Source organism: Allobosea sp. 05T433 (assembly GCF_056396065.1).
In genome coordinates, this window is record NZ_JBFTKS010000021.1 from 102,252 (window position 1) to 116,394 (window position 14,143).

Sequence of the window (14,143 nt, forward strand, 5' to 3'; positions counted from 1 at the left end):
CCGCCGACCACCCGTCGCTTCGCAAGAGGGGCGAGCGGCGAAGGTCACCTGACGACAGGAGCTGCGACAATGACGATACATATCACCGGGACGCGTGAAGAGTGGCTGGCCGCCCGGCTCGGGCTGCTCGATGACGAGAAGGACCTGACACGGCGCAGCGACGAACTGGCGCGGCGGCGCCAGGAACTGCCCTGGGTGCAGGTCGACAAGGAGTACCGCTTCGAGACCGATGATGGCAGCGCCGCACTGACGGACCTCTTTCGAGGGCGCTCGCAACTCCTCGTCTATCATTTCATGTTCGGGCCCGACTACAAGGCGGGGTGCCCGTCCTGCTCTGCAATCGCCGATGGGTTCAACGGCTTCTACCTGCACCTCGCGAACCACGATGTGACGCTCACGGCGGTGTCGCGGGCGCCGCTCACCAAGCTGCAGGCCTACAAGCAGCGGATGGGGTGGACGTTTCCCTGGGCATCCTCGGCCGGCGGCGACTTCAATTACGACTTCAACGTCTCGTTCACCGAGGACGTGCAGCGCGCGGGGGCGATAGACTACAACTATCGGCGCAGCGGTTTCGTAATGGACGCACTGCCGGTCACGGGCCCCGTCGCCGATTTCGCGGCCATGTCCGGGACCGATGTGCCGACATATACGCGCGACAGGCCGGGCATGAGCGCCTTCGTGCGCGACAATGGCGTCGTCTACCACACCTATTCCACCTATGCGCGCGGGGTGGATGGCATCTGGGGCATGTATCCCTGGCTCGACCGCGCACCCAAGGGGCGCAACGAGGCCGGTGGTCCCTGGTGGCGCCGCCACGACGAATACGAGCAGGGGTGAGTGAGGTCATGGCGATCCGTTCCGAAAGCGGCGGCGTGGCGGCTCACGGTGCTGCCGACTGGCTATGCCTCGCGGCAGCGCCGACCTTCGCGGTCATGGCGCTGCTCACCGGCATGAATGGCGGTGGTCAGCTGGATATCCTCTGCACGGCCGCACAAGGCGCATCTCCGTTGAACGGAATGGTGCCGATGTACGTGCTGATGAGCGCTTTCCACATGGCGCCCTGGCTGAAGCTGATCGCCAGTCGGCAGGAGCGGCGGCGCACGCTGAGGACTTGGCGCTGACGTTCACGATGACGATGGCGGACACCGGCCATAATGCCCGAGTCCGGCTTTGCGCCACAACGGCCTCCCTGCGGGGGGCATCAAGCGATTTCGTGCCGTTGGTATCCGCTCGCACGCCGGTGCGCGGGCGGTTATCCCCGCCGGAGCTCACCCGGGCATCGCGTAAGCCGCGCGGTCGATGCCGTGACGGGCGAGCTTGTCGTAAAAGGTCTTGCGCGGGATGCCCAGCATCTCGAGGGTTGCGCGGACATCGCCGCGATTGGCTTCCAGCGCCTCGCGGATCAGGTTCGCTTCGATCGCGGTGAGGCGCTCGGGCAGGCTGGAGGGCACGGCATCCTCGCGCGCCTGCGCAGCCGGCATGTCGCCGGAGAGCCCGAGCGCCACGCGTTCGGCGAAATGGACCAGCTCACGGACATTGCCCGTCCAGGCATTCTCGACCAGGTGACGCTCGACGCTGCGGTCCAGCGCCGGCACCTCGCGCCCGTATTTTCGCGCCGCCCGGGCGAGGAACTGGGCAAAGAGCAGCGGCACGTCGCGGCGCCGCTCGCGCAGGGGAGGGATGCGCAACGTGACCACGTTGAGGCGGTAATAGAGATCCTCGCGGAAATCGCCGCGCTGCGCGGGGTCGCCTAGATCGAGCTTCGTCGCGGCGACGACGCGCAGGTCGACGCGGCGCAGGTCGTTGGAGCCGAGCGGCGTGATCTCGCGCATCTCCAGCACGCGCAGCAGCTTGACCTGGGCTGCGGGCGGCATGCTCTCCAACTCGTCGAGGAAGAGCGTGCCGCCGCTGGAATGCTCGATGCGGCCGATCCGTCGCTTCTGCGCGCCGGTGAAGGCGCCGGCCTCGTAGCCGAAGAGCTCGCTCTCGATGACGCTCTCGGGCAGCGCGCCGCAGTTCAGCGCGACGAAGGGCTTGTCGCGGCGGCGACCGAGCCGATGCAGCAGATTGGCGACGACCTCCTTGCCCGTGCCGGTTTCGCCCAGCACCAGGACGTCGACATCGACATCGGCGAGATCGCGAATGGTCTGGCGCAGGCGCAGGATGGCAGGCGCCTCGCCGAGCAGCGCGGTCTCCTCGTCGGAGCTGGCGGCAAGCGCACGCAGGCGACGGTTCTCGATGATGAGCGCGCGCTTCTCCACCGCACGGCGCAAGGTTTCGACCAGGCGCTCGGTCGAATAGGGCTTGGCGATGAAGTCATAAGCGCCTTCGCTCATCGCCTCGACCGCCATGGCGATATCCGCATGACCGGAGATCACGATCACCGGAATGTCCGGATCGAGGGCGCGCAGTTGCCTGGACAAGGCGATGCCGTCCATGCCGGGCATACGTACATCGGTCACGACGACGCCGGCATAGTCCGGGCCGATACGGTCGAGCGCGGCCTGGGCCGAGCCCAGTGGCACCGCACGGAAGCCGGCGAGGCGCAGCGCCTGCGCATTGGCGTCTCGCAGATCGGGATCGTCATCGACGAAGGCGACCTCGATGATGCCGTGGGTGCTGTCGGGACCGGTCATGCGGCTCTCTTCAGGCTGATCGTGAAGGTGCTGCCTTTTCCGGCGCGGCTGGCGACATTAAGCGTGCCGCCGAAGGCCGCGACGATGTCGTGGGAGATCACCAGCCCGAGGCCGAGCCCGCGCGATTTCGTGGTGCGGAACGGGGTGAAGAGCGCCGCCAGGGCCTCCGCGTCGAGCCCCGGTCCGTTATCGACGATGGCGATCTCGACGTGCTCGGCTTCAGTTGCGATGCTGATGGCGAGCCGCGGTGCCTGCCCGTTCCGGCGCTGGGCCATGGCCTCGATGGCGTTGCGCATCAGGTTGACGAGGACCTGTTCGAGTTCGACCGGGCGGGCAAGCACCGAGACCGGCGGGGTCAGCGCCGGGACCACCGGCGTGACGCCGGCCTGGCGCAGCGCGGCATCGAGGATCATCAGCGCGCCGTCGATCGCCTCTCGAAGATCGACCGGCCCAAGCGGCCCCCCGCCGCGCCGCGCGAAGCCGCGCAGCGTGTCCGTGATGGTGCCGATCCGCTCGGTCAGCCTGACGATCTTGCCCAGCGCGCCGTCGACGCTGGCCGCATCCGTACGCTCGAGGAAGGCGCGGGCATTCTCGGCATAGGTCCGCATCGCGGCGAGAGGCTGGTTGATTTCGTGGGCGACGCCGGCCGTGACCTGGCCCAAGGTTGCGAGTCGGTTGGCCTTTGCCAACTCCTCGCGCGCATAGGAGAGGCGCTCCTGCGCCCGCGTGCGCTCCGCCATCTCTTCGACGAGCCGGGCATTCGCTCCGGCGAGCGCGGCGGTGCGCTCGGCGACGCGCCGTTCGAGCTCGTCCTTGATCCGCGCCTCGGCGCTGCGCCTGGCGAGGTTGACCTGACGGCGGCGCAGCGCCAGCGCGCCGAGCGCGGCGCCCGGCATGAGCAGGAGCGCGATGAGCGTCTGCAGTTCCGCCCGCTGGTCGCGGATCGCCTGGTCGACCGGGAGGAGCACCTCGAGCCTCCAGTCGGTGGTCGGGATCGGGATACGCGAGGCGACATGCGCTCCGGCAACAGCGCCGGTGCCGCGGACGATTTCGTCCTCGCGCTGCAAGGGCAGCAGCGTCAGCGGCGCGGCGCCGAATAGCAGGGACTGCCGGATCTCAGCTGCTGTCTGTGGGGCCAGGGCCTCTTCGACCCGGAAGCGCCAGTCCGCAAATGTGGAGAGCAGCACGACGCCGCGCTTGTCGACGACGAAGGTCTGCCCGCCGAGCGCCCGCCAATCGGCCTCGACCTGGTCGAACTCGACCTTGACCACGATCACGCCGAGCGCGGTCTCGCCGTCATCCACGCGGCTGGTGATGTAGAGGCCGGGGCGCTTGCTGACCGTGCCGAGCGCAAACTGCTCGGCCGCGCCGCCGGAGACGGCAGCGCTGAAATAGTCGCGGAAGGCGTAGTCGTTGCCGACAAAGCTCGTCGGCTCGCGCCAGTTGCTCGCGGCGATCGTGATCCCGTCCTTGCCGAGCACATAGATCACGGCGGCGCGGGTCTCGCGCGCGATCGCCTCCAGCTTGCTGTCGAGGGCCTGCCTGTCGCCATCGACCAGGGCCGCGCGCACATCGGGATCGCGCGCCAGGATGACCGGCAATGCGCGCTGCTTCTCCAATTCGCCGCGCAGGATCGCGAGCGCCAGCGTGCCGGCATCCTCGGCGCGAGCGTGCGTGGTCGCGATGGCGCGGTTGCGGCCGATATCGCCGGCGATCACGAAGGCGACGACGGCGATGACCGCGACAAGCAGCCCGAAGGCGATCCAGCGGCGCCTGGCCGCCCAGCGGTCGCGCTCTTCCGGCGGGGGTATGGTCATGTCCCATCATGTGCGGAAATCCGCACAAATCAACCTTTCGCTGTGCGGGGGATCGCCAGGGTGCATCGCCGCGAGAAGCGCGTGGCCGGTCAAGCCTTTGAATATACGCAATTAAATTCGTCTTCAGGGCTTGGCACGGCGATTGCCAACAGCGCGGCCAAGCGGCGTCCAGAACAGCAAGAACACCGCGAGACCGACCCCAAGGAGGAAGTCATGGCGATCACGCTCGACCAGGCGCCGGCCCAGCCGGCCCCTGCCAGGAAATTCTATCAGCATCTCTATGTGCAGGTGCTCGCGGCCATCGCGGCCGGCATCCTGCTCGGCCATTTCTGGCCGGAGCAGGGCGCTGCCCTCAAGCCGCTCGGAGACGCCTTCATCAAGCTGGTGAAGATGATCATCGCGCCCGTCATCTTCCTGACGGTCTCGACCGGCATCGCCGGAATGAGCGACATGCAGAAGGTCGGGCGCGTCGCCGGCAAGGCGATGATCTACTTTCTGACCTTCTCGACGCTGGCGCTGATCATCGGGCTTGTGGTCGGTAACTTGCTGCAGCCGGGCGCCGGCCTGCACATCAACCCCGCCAGCCTCGACGCGAAATCGGTGCAGGGCTACGCGACCCAGGCGCATGATTCCAGCGTGGTCGGCTTTCTCCAGAACATCATCCCGAACACGATCGTCGGCGCCTTCGCCTCCGGCGACATCCTGCAGGTGCTGTTCTTCTCGGTGCTGTTTGGCCTGTCGCTGTCGATGGTGGGCGAGCGCGGCAAGCCGGTGGTCGACTTCCTGCAGGCCCTGTCGGCGCCGATCTTCAAGCTCGTCGCCATCCTGATGAAGGCGGCCCCGCTTGGCGCCTTCGGCGCCATGGCCTTCACCATCGGCCGCTATGGCATCGGCTCCGTCGCCAATCTGGCGATGCTGATCGGCACCTTCTACCTGACCTCGGCGATCTTCGTGCTCGTCGTGCTCGGTGCGGTCGCGCGCTATAACGGTTTCTCGATCCTGGCGCTGATCCGCTACATCAAGGAAGAGATCCTGCTGGTGATCGGCACGTCCTCCTCGGAGGCAGCGCTGCCGACCCTGATGGAGAAGATGGAGCAGGCCGGCTGCAAGCGCTCCGTCGTCGGCCTCGTCGTGCCGACCGGCTACTCGTTCAACCTCGACGGCACCAATATCTACATGACGCTGGCGGCGCTCTTCATCGCCCAGGCCATGGACATCCACCTGCCGCTCGGCGACCAGATCCTGCTGCTGCTGGTGGCGATGCTGAGCTCGAAGGGAGCGGCCGGGATCACGGGCGCTGGCTTCATCACGCTGGCCGCCACCCTGTCCGTCGTGCCGGCCGTCCCGGTTGCCGGCATGGCGCTGATCCTCGGCATCGACCGGTTCATGTCGGAATGCCGTGCGGTGACCAACTTCATCGGCAACGCCGTCGCCACGATCGTGGTGGCGCGCTGGGAGGGCGAGCTTGATCAGGACCGGCTCAAGGCCGCGCTGAGCGGCGATCTGCCGGACCTGCTCGACGAGCCCTTGCTCGCCCCGGCCGAGTGATCCTTGCCGCCGCTGGCACGTGAGCGGACCTGAAGCTGCGGAATGTGCCAGCCACCKGCTGGCCAGTCCGCAGCGCAGGGCAGCCCTTGAGCGGCCCGGCCCCAGCCGGGCTGCGATCTACAGGCGGCGATCGGCCGCTCCTCCCTTGAAGGCCGCGAGCGCGATGGCGACGAAGGCGCCGACGCTTCCGAGGCTGCGGGTCTCCCGGCGCGTGACCAGATACTCTCCGGCCATGACATCGAAGTCGCGGACGGTCAGCGCGCGCAGCCGGGGGTCGAAGCCGCGCTCGCGGTCGAGCACGATTCCGACGCCGATGCCGGCCGCTACGGCCTCCTTGACCGCCTCCCGGCTGCCAAGGATCAGATGCGGCGTGATCTCGATGCCGTGGTCGGCCAGCGCCGTCTCGAAGAGATGGCGGGTCATTGAGCCGGCCTCGCGCGTGACGAGGCGCTGACCCACCAGTTCGGCTGCCTCGACCTGGCTGCGCTCCCACCAGGGATGGCCGGCATGGACCAGGATCTCCAGCCGCTGATCGAGCAGAAAGTTGCAGGCAAAATCCGGATGCGGCTCGCGCAGGGTCGCGATGCCGATGTCGACGCGGTGCTGCGCGACGAGGTCCAGCAGGTTGCTGGAATTTTCGAGCCGCAGGTCGAGCTGCACTCCCGGATGCTCGACGGCAAAGCGCTTCAGGATCGGCATCGCCACATAAGGCGCGCATAGACCGATGGAGAGATGACCCACGGCAAGGCTGCGGCCGTTGCTCATCCGGGCTGAGATATCGTCGAGCATGAGGATTGCCTGCCGGACTCTCGGCAACAGGTCGAGTGCGTCCGGCGTCAGTTCTACACCGCCCGCCATGCGCAGGAACAGGCGCGTCCCGACGGCATCCTCAAGGGATTTCACGTGCTGGGTGATCGCAGGCTGGCTGACGCCCAGCGCCTGGGCGGCGGCTGAGAACGTGCGATGGCTCGCGACGGCGTGGAAGGCACGGAGTTGGGACAGGTTCATGGGGCGGGCCGGCGTTAGAATAAGTGAAGCTTCATTTCAGTGTCACACAATTTAGCAACACTTATATCACGACAGCTCCTAAAGGCACGGAGACATTCATGCCAAGCCCCAGCATCAAAGGCCTCACACGGATCGCCGCCATCGCGGCGGCGGCGTTCACCCTGGCAGGCGGCGCCGCACACGCCAGGGAGGTCGTGATCTACAACGCCTCCGACAGCGTCAACACCGCGCTGGTCGGCGCCTTCAAGAAAAAGCATCCCGATATCGAGGTGAAGTTCGTATCGGGTTCGACCGGCCCGATCGCCGAACGCGCGATCGCCGAGAAGGCCAAGCCCCAGGCCGACGTCGTCTATCTCGTCAACAACGCCGCTCTGGAGCAACTCAAGCAGGCCGGCGTATTCGAGCCCTACGAGCCGAAGGGCTCGAAGATCCTGCCCGCCTTCCGCGACGCTGATGGTTTCTACAACAAGTACTTCGCCACGACGATGTGCATGGTCGTCAACAAGGAACGGTTGGCGCAGAAGGGCCTGCCGATGCCCGCGACCTGGGAAGACCTGATCAGGCCGGCTTATCGCAAGGAGATTTCGCTGCCGTCGCCGCTCAAATCGGGCACCGGCGGCGCCATCCTCACCACTTTCGTCGACGCTTTCGGCTGGCCGTTCGTCGAGAACCTGAACGAGAACGTCTACCAGTATTCCGATGGAGGTTCCGGTGGCGCGCAACTGGCCGGCGCGGGCGAAGTCGCGATCGGCCTGACCTTCGATACCACCTGTTTCGAGACCAAGGCCTCGGGCAAGCCGGTCGAGATCGTCTATGGCCGGATCACGCCCAACGTCACCGAGGGCGGTGGTCTCGTTGCCGGCGGTCCCAACCCGGCCGAGGCCAAGGTCTTCCTCGATTTCATGGCGAGCGACGATGCCGCCGCTGTGCTCGGCAAGGTGGTGGGCGCGACCGCGGTGCCCGGGCACGGTCTGGTCGATCTGAAGCAGATCACGCTCTGGCAGATGCGCCGCCCCGTCGACATGACAGCGTTCCGGCGCGAATTCGCCAGCCGCATCCTCAAGCAGTGACGGATTTGGCCACCGTGATCGAACTGGCGGCCTCGCCCTTTGCCGCAGAGCGACCGGCCCTCGTGAGGGGCCGGCCGCATCTGGCCGTGCGCGACATCGTCAAATCCTATGGCGGTTCCGCCCGGGCGGTCGATGCCGTCTCGCTCGATCTCGCCAAGGGAGAATTCGTGACCCTTCTCGGCGATTCCGGCTGCGGCAAGACGAGCTTGCTCCGGATCATCGCCGGCTTCGTGCGGCCGGATGGCGGGCGCGTCCTGCGCGCGGAGCAGGATGTCACCGACATGGCTCCAGCGCGGCGGCGCATGGGCTTCGTCTTCCAGTCCTATGCGCTGTTTCCGACGAAGACCGTCGCCGAGAATATCGGTTTCGCGCTCATGATCGCCTCGCGCGGCCGCGATGAACGGGAGCGCCGCGTCGTCGAATTGGCACGACTCGTCGAGATGGAGCGACTACTCGAACGCTATCCGCACGAATTGTCGGGCGGTCAGCAGCAGCGCGTCGCACTGGCGCGCGCGCTCGCATCCGATCCCGAGGTGCTGCTGCTCGACGAGCCGATGTCGGCACTCGATGCTCGCATCCGCGTCAAGCTGCGTAACGAGCTGCGGTCGATCATCGACAGGCTCGGCATCACAACCCTCTATGTGACGCATGATCAGGAAGAAGCCCTGGCCCTGTCCGACAGGGTCGCGGTGATGTGCAACGGACGCTTCGAGCAGATCGGCACGCCCGCGGAAATCTATCACCGCCCCGGTTCCCTCTTCGTCGCGCAGTTCATCGGCGTCTCGAACCTGATCGAAGGGCATGCGGTGGCCGGCGGCGTGGACGCCTATGGCGAGATCTGGCCCATGGCGCTCCCGCCCGATATCCGATCCGGCGAACGCGTCACCGCTGTCTATCGGCCCGAGCATATTGGGGTCGCCTCAGCTGCCCACCCTGGGGTAAGCGGGCTCCCTGGGCGGATCGCGGGCGCGGCCTTCCTTGGTGCCGTCGTGCGCCTCACCGTGACGCTGGACTCCGGGCGGACCGTCATTGCCGATTGCCCGTCGCACGAGGCTGAGCGGATCGGCACACGCGGCGCGCCGGTCATCGTCATGCCAGATGCTCGGCGCGCGGCGCTGATACCGGCGCGGGGCCGGTCATGACGCGCCTGCTGCGCCAAGTGCCGCGTGCACTCGCGAGCGGCGTCGTCACGCTGCTGCTGCTGGTCTTCATCGGCGTGCCGATCGGCGCCGTGCTCGTCAATAGCTTCGTCATCTCCGGTCCGATGCCTCTGGTGCGCCTGAAGGCGGTCACGGTCGAGGCCCTGGACCAGCTACCGACGGAAGACAGGGCAATCCTGATGCGCCGCTGGAGCGAGACGGCGACCGAGCCGGAACGCGTCGAAGGGAGCGCTGCGGCCTTCCGGCTCGCCGGGCTCACCCCGCCCTGGGATCGCACCGCGCCCTATTCCGAACAGGCTCAGGCGATGCAGGCCGCACTCACCGCCCTTGGGCCGCAGGACAGGGCCGAGGTGGCCGACAATCAGGCGCTCGCGCATGTGATGTTGCACAAACGGACTGCGCTCGCCTTCAGGGTGAAGAGCTTGATCGGCCAGCAGGCGTTCGACACGCTGCGCAATGGCTCCGAGGAGCGCTGGGGGCTCGACCACTACCTGAAGGTCTTCCAGGATTCCTATCTTCGAAACGCTGCATTCAATAGCCTGACGCTTGCCGGCCTGTCGGTGGTCTTCACGGTGCCCCTGGCGTTTGCGTTGGCTTACGGCATCAATTGCGGCGGCGTGCCCTGGCCCTCTGTGATGAGAGGCGTCTTCCTGATGCCGCTGGTCGCACCACCGGTGCTGATCGCGACCGCGACCGTGATGCTGTTCGGCCGGCGCGGGCTGGTGACGCATTCGCTGCTCGACCAGGGCCTCGGGCTGATCGACGCTGATGAGAGCAATCTCTACGGTCTTCTCGGCGTCGTGCTGGCACAGACATTGTCCTTCATGCCAGCGACGCTGATCATTCTCGACAACGTCCTGCGCCGGCAGGACGGGCGCATCGACGAGGCCGCAGCCGGACTTGGCGCTGGTCACTTCACCACCTTTCGCCATGTCACGCTGCCGCTGGCCTTGCCCGCGATCAAACGCGCGATCGTGCTCGTCTTCATCATGAGCCTGACGGATTTCGGCAATCCGCTGATTCTCGGCCGGGATACCCCTGTTCTCGCCGGGATCGTCTATGACGAGATCACCGCCTACAGGAATACGCCGCTTGCCGCCGCGCTTTGTGTCTGGCTGATCATCCCCTCGCTGCTGCTCTATCTCGGCCTCGAGCTGTTCGGGCGCCGCAAGGGCTACTCGAGCGCGAGCATCGCGGGGCGCTCCGAGCTGCCCATGCCGCGCTCCTGGCGCATCGGCCTGGCCACGCTGGCCGGGATGGTGGGCGCGCTCATCTTCGCGGTCTACGGCACCATGGCGCTGGGTGCTGTGACAAAGGTCTGGGGCACCGACTGGAGCCTGACGCTCGGCCATTTCACGGGAGAAGGCGCAAAGGTCGGCCTTGCCGGCACGGGCTATGGCAGCTCCGAGCGCGGTCTCGAACTCGTCTGGGAAAGCCTGCGTATCGGTGTGATCGCGGGCCCGGTGGGTGGATTGTTCGCCGTGGTGATCGCCTATGTCGTCGAGCGCCTGCGGCCGCCGGGCGCCAACCTCATCGTCTTCCTCGTGCTGGTGCCGGCGATCCTGCCCGGCATCATCTTCGGCATCGGTTATATCGTCGCCTTCAACATCCCCTTCGGCATTCCGAGCCTGTCGCTGACCGGCACCTCAGCGATCCTCGTCGTCAATATCCTGTTCTCGAACATCTTCGTCGGCGTGCTGGCCGCCCGCGCAGCCCTGCAGCGCGTGGACGGTTCCATCGACGAAGCAGCAGAAAGTCTTGGCGCCGGCCTCGTCCTGCGCTTCCTGAACGTCACGCTGCCGATCTTGCTGCCGGCCCTGCTGCTCGGCATGCTCTATGTCTTCATCGACGCGCTGACGACACTGTCCTCGGTCATCTTCCTGGTCTCCGGCAACCACAAGCTCGCTTCGGTGGCGATCTTCAACCACGCCAGCTCTGGTGAATTCGGCTATGCCGCCGCCAAGAGCCTCGTCCTGCTGGCCTTCGCGCTCGCCGCCATCGGCCTCGCAAGATTGATCGAAAAGCGCAGGGAGCCTGGTCGGCACCGGCTCTCGCCACTGCGTTGGCTGACGTTGCCGCGCTTCTCAGCATTCTCGAAATGACGATGGCCATGGAAGACAATCTCGTATCGCGCGACGCAACTGCCTTCTTCCACCAGAAGGGATCGAGCCCCTGTTTGTCGGCACTGCGGGCCGCGGAGGGCATCTGGCTCGAGGATAGCGAGGGGCGCCGCTTCATCGACCTGCACGGCAACACCGTCCACCATATCGGGCATGGTCACCCCGAGGTGATCGCGGCGTTGAAGCGTCAGCTCGATACGCTGCCCTTCGCGCCGCGCCGCTTCACCAACGAACCCGCAGTTGGGCTGGCCGAGAAGCTGCTGGCGTACTGGCCCGGTGCGCGGGCCAAGGTTCTCTTCGCGACCGGCGGTTCGGACGCCATGGAGATCGCCCTGAAGCTGGCGCGCGTGACGACGGGCCGCCACGAGACGATCTCGCTGGAAGGCTCCTATCACGGGCACGGCTTCGGCGCTTTTGGCCTGTCGAAAGCCGCAGCGGACCCGCGCCTCGGCCCCTTCCTGCCGGGGCGTCGGCACGTGACGCCCTATTGGGCGCCGGACGGCGCGCAGCGCATGCTCGCGGAGATGCGCGAAGCTCTTGGGAGGTCCGAGACCGGCATCGCGGCCGTTGTCGCTGAGCCGATCCGTTCCAACTGCCATGTCCCGCCGGACGGGCTCTGGGCCGAAGTGCGCGATCTCTGCAACCGGCACGGCGCACTGCTGATCTTCGACGAGATTCCATCAGGCCTCGGCAAGACCGGCCGCTTCTTCGCCTTTGAACATGTCGGCGCCATACCCGACGCGGTGGTGCTCGGTAAGGCGCTGGGTGGTGGGCTCCTGCCGATCGCCGCCGTCATCGCCGACGCGCGGCTGGACATCGCCCCCGAGCTCGATCTCGGTCACTACACGCATGAGAAGAACCCGCTCACCACGCGAGCCGCCCTGACCATGATCGATATCGTCGAGCGTGACGGGTTGGTGCGGCGCGCTGCCGAGCTTGAACGGCGCATCAGGTCGCGCATCGCCGCTCTCGCAAGCGAGGCCCCCGCCATTCTCGGCGTACGAGGGTGCGGATTGCTGCTCGCCATCGAGTTCGACCCCGCCGCTTTCGGCATGAATCCCGGCCCGGCATTCGCGGCCAGGCTCGTGTCGCGCTGTTTCGAGTTCGGCCTTTCGACGACGTCCAAAGGGCCGGCCAGCATCGGCTTTTCTCTGCCCATGACCGTGACCGATGCCGAACTCGAACTGTGTTTCGAACGGCTCGAAAGGGTGGCCGCGGCGCCTCCTTGCTGAAATCGCACTGCTGTCGCAGCGTACCTGCAAGATGCCGCGTCCGGTCTGCGGGAGGGCCAGCAACATGGTCAGAGGCATCCCCGAGGGCAAGTGTCCCGCTGGCTCTCCGCTACGGGAGGGAGCGCGAGGAAAGCGCTTGATAGAACCTTTTAAACGGGTATAGGCGGTTACATGGATGCCAACGACCTGCCGCCCCCCAGCCGCGCTGTGAGTTTGCCGCTTATCGCCAGCGAGCTCGCCTTCGATTTTGTCAATTCTGTCGCGGATCGGGGAGGGACGCAGCATGCCGAGTATCTGCATAACGGGGCCGATATCGTCCTCTGGGCGCATCTCGCAAAACTGCTTAGTGACACGGACAGGGATGCGGCCCTGGCAATGGTCGCTGCCGACGAGGTTCTCGCTTCCCGGCTGCTGAGCGAGGCCCATGCGCTTCGGGAAACCGTCTACGAGATCGGCGCGGCATTGGCCCGGCGCGATACGCCGCGGGAGGAGGATCGCGCGGCGTTGACGGCGGTTCATGCCCATTGCCTGAGCCGGGCGCGGCTCTCGACCTCAGGCGGTGGATTCGCCTGGACATGGGACCCCTACACGGCCCTCGTGGAGGCGGTGCTCGGGCCGATTGCGCTCTCGGCTCTCACCGTGATGACCCAGCAAGATCTCGCGCGGGTCAAGCGCTGCGAGGGAGACCATTGCGGCTGGCTCATGTTCGACACGACCAAGAATCGGCGGCGACGCTGGTGCGAGATGGAGGTTTGCGGCAACCGCGCGAAAATGCGCGCGTTTCGAGCCCGGAAGTTCGAAGCCAGCTGAAGCTGTATTCCAACCGAAGACGTCCTGGCGCCTGATGCCGCGATGGAATGAGCAACGATGCCGATCTCTCTCGCACGTCGGGTCGATACTGAGAGTACTTGCGCGTGATTGTGGATTGACGCAAAGGGACTTGGTGGGGGCGAGGGCAGAAAATGGCTGAGGACTGGGTCAGGGAGCGGGCCGAGAAGTCGCTTTCGCAGATGATCGACTGGATCGGGCGGCATGATAGCCGCAGCGCCGGGCTGATGGGCATCACAGTTGCTATGATGGGCGCGCTCTCGGCTGCAACGCCTGCCGTAAAGCAATGGAACGGCATTTTTATGTTTGCCCTGGCCGTTGCGGCGGGCGGGTTCGCGACGGTTCTGTACCAGTTGATGCGCGGGCAGATTCCTCGCCTGCGGGCTGGAAAACCATCGCTCTCCTTTTTCGGTACTGTCGCAGGCCTCCCGCAGGACGAGTTTCGTTCTCGCTTCGTCAAGATGACGGAAGAAGAATACCTCGATGACGTGTTGAACCAGTGTTACGTCAACGCCCGGATACTGCGTTCGAAGTTTCGCTGCCTCAAGCGGGGGCTGATTGCACTCTTGTTGACTGCCGTCCCGTGGACATGGGCCATATCTTTGGCCAAGTCACTTTAATCGGAGCTTGGAAATCTTCTCCGGCATGTTGCCTAAAAGGCACAGCCGGACGGTAGGTCATCCCCTAATACCTGTAACCAGCAAAAGCTAGTTAGACGGTTTTG

At 66.1% G+C, this 14,143-nt stretch carries 12 protein-coding genes; 9 read left to right on the forward strand and 3 right to left on the reverse strand.

From position 1 onward, the window contains the following. The first annotated feature begins 69 nt into the window (after positions 1-69). Positions 70-837, forward strand: a complete 768-nt coding sequence (locus tag AC1DGP_RS24890) for a DUF899 domain-containing protein (protein ID WP_441507239.1) — start codon at positions 70-72, stop codon at positions 835-837. Positions 838-845: 8 nt separating this feature from the next. Continuing rightward, positions 846-1,121 carry a hypothetical protein gene (locus AC1DGP_RS24895; RefSeq protein ID WP_476767783.1) on the forward strand — a complete coding sequence of 92 codons (276 nt, stop codon included), beginning with the start codon at positions 846-848 and terminating at the stop codon, positions 1,119-1,121. Positions 1,122-1,268: 147 nt separating this feature from the next. Here the strand turns inward: AC1DGP_RS24895 and AC1DGP_RS24900 are convergent, their stop codons facing one another. Together AC1DGP_RS24900 and AC1DGP_RS24905 are read right to left on the reverse strand one after the other, a co-directional pair. After that, complete coding sequence (locus tag AC1DGP_RS24900) at positions 1,269-2,636, reverse strand: sigma-54-dependent transcriptional regulator (RefSeq protein ID WP_441507237.1); 1,368 nt, start codon at positions 2,634-2,636, stop codon at positions 1,269-1,271. Then, complete coding sequence (locus tag AC1DGP_RS24905) at positions 2,633-4,453, reverse strand: sensor histidine kinase (RefSeq protein WP_476832634.1); 1,821 nt, start codon at positions 4,451-4,453, stop codon at positions 2,633-2,635. Before AC1DGP_RS24905 ends, AC1DGP_RS24900 begins: the two co-directional genes overlap by 4 nt. 213 nt (positions 4,454-4,666) lie before the next feature. On the opposite strand from AC1DGP_RS24905, the gene AC1DGP_RS24910 reads away from it, so the two are divergent. Continuing rightward, positions 4,667-6,001 (forward strand): dicarboxylate/amino acid:cation symporter, encoded by a 1,335-nt coding sequence (locus tag AC1DGP_RS24910; RefSeq protein ID WP_441490156.1) that lies wholly within the window; start codon positions 4,667-4,669, stop codon positions 5,999-6,001. Between the two features lie 117 nt (positions 6,002-6,118). Here the strand turns inward: AC1DGP_RS24910 and AC1DGP_RS24915 are convergent, their stop codons facing one another. Next, complete coding sequence (locus AC1DGP_RS24915) at positions 6,119-7,009, reverse strand: LysR substrate-binding domain-containing protein (protein WP_441507235.1); 891 nt, start codon at positions 7,007-7,009, stop codon at positions 6,119-6,121. A 98-nt stretch (positions 7,010-7,107) separates the two neighbouring features. Here AC1DGP_RS24915 and AC1DGP_RS24920 point away from each other — a divergent pair, with 98 nt between their 5' ends. The 6 genes from AC1DGP_RS24920 (at position 7,108) to AC1DGP_RS24945 (ending at position 14,039) form a co-directional block, all read left to right on the forward strand. Then, positions 7,108-8,079 carry an extracellular solute-binding protein gene (locus tag AC1DGP_RS24920; RefSeq protein ID WP_441507234.1) on the forward strand — a complete coding sequence of 324 codons (972 nt, stop codon included), beginning with the start codon at positions 7,108-7,110 and terminating at the stop codon, positions 8,077-8,079. After that, a complete protein-coding gene (locus AC1DGP_RS24925) occupies positions 8,076-9,221 on the forward strand; it encodes an ABC transporter ATP-binding protein (RefSeq protein WP_441507233.1) in 1,146 nt (381 codons plus the stop codon). Before AC1DGP_RS24920 ends, AC1DGP_RS24925 begins: the two co-directional genes overlap by 4 nt. Next, positions 9,218-11,341, forward strand: a complete 2,124-nt coding sequence (locus AC1DGP_RS24930; protein WP_441507232.1) for an ABC transporter permease — start codon at positions 9,218-9,220, stop codon at positions 11,339-11,341. The genes AC1DGP_RS24925 and AC1DGP_RS24930 overlap by 4 nt, the downstream gene beginning before the upstream one ends. A gap of 2 nt (positions 11,342-11,343) precedes the next feature. Beyond that, positions 11,344-12,591 (forward strand): aminotransferase class III-fold pyridoxal phosphate-dependent enzyme, encoded by a 1,248-nt coding sequence (locus AC1DGP_RS24935; RefSeq protein ID WP_441507231.1) that lies wholly within the window; start codon positions 11,344-11,346, stop codon positions 12,589-12,591. 171 nt (positions 12,592-12,762) lie between these two features. Next, a complete protein-coding gene (locus tag AC1DGP_RS24940) occupies positions 12,763-13,401 on the forward strand; it encodes a CGNR zinc finger domain-containing protein (protein WP_441490151.1) in 639 nt (212 codons plus the stop codon). Positions 13,402-13,553: 152 nt separating this feature from the next. Then, on the forward strand, positions 13,554-14,039 hold the full coding sequence (locus tag AC1DGP_RS24945) for a Pycsar system effector family protein (RefSeq protein WP_441507230.1): 486 nt from the start codon (positions 13,554-13,556) through the stop codon (positions 14,037-14,039). The last annotated feature ends 104 nt before the right edge of the window (positions 14,040-14,143 follow it).

Excerpts from the sequence above, each read along its gene's own strand:
- AC1DGP_RS24890 (WP_441507239.1), top strand. The coding sequence starts at position 70 with ATGACGATACATATCACCGGGACGCGTGAAGAGTGGCTGGCCGCCCGG.
- AC1DGP_RS24895 (WP_476767783.1), top strand. The coding sequence starts at position 846 with ATGGCGATCCGTTCCGAAAGCGGCGGCGTGGCGGCTCACGGTGCTGCC.
- AC1DGP_RS24900 (WP_441507237.1), bottom strand. The coding sequence starts at position 2,636 with ATGACCGGTCCCGACAGCACCCACGGCATCATCGAGGTCGCCTTCGTC.
- AC1DGP_RS24905 (WP_476832634.1), bottom strand. The coding sequence starts at position 4,453 with ATGACCATACCCCCGCCGGAAGAGCGCGACCGCTGGGCGGCCAGGCGC.
- AC1DGP_RS24910 (WP_441490156.1), top strand. The coding sequence starts at position 4,667 with ATGGCGATCACGCTCGACCAGGCGCCGGCCCAGCCGGCCCCTGCCAGG.
- AC1DGP_RS24915 (WP_441507235.1), bottom strand. The coding sequence starts at position 7,009 with ATGAACCTGTCCCAACTCCGTGCCTTCCACGCCGTCGCGAGCCATCGC.
- AC1DGP_RS24920 (WP_441507234.1), top strand. The coding sequence starts at position 7,108 with ATGCCAAGCCCCAGCATCAAAGGCCTCACACGGATCGCCGCCATCGCG.
- AC1DGP_RS24930 (WP_441507232.1), top strand. The coding sequence starts at position 9,218 with ATGACGCGCCTGCTGCGCCAAGTGCCGCGTGCACTCGCGAGCGGCGTC.
- AC1DGP_RS24935 (WP_441507231.1), top strand. The coding sequence starts at position 11,344 with ATGGCCATGGAAGACAATCTCGTATCGCGCGACGCAACTGCCTTCTTC.
- AC1DGP_RS24940 (WP_441490151.1), top strand. The coding sequence starts at position 12,763 with ATGGATGCCAACGACCTGCCGCCCCCCAGCCGCGCTGTGAGTTTGCCG.
- AC1DGP_RS24945 (WP_441507230.1), top strand. The coding sequence starts at position 13,554 with ATGGCTGAGGACTGGGTCAGGGAGCGGGCCGAGAAGTCGCTTTCGCAG.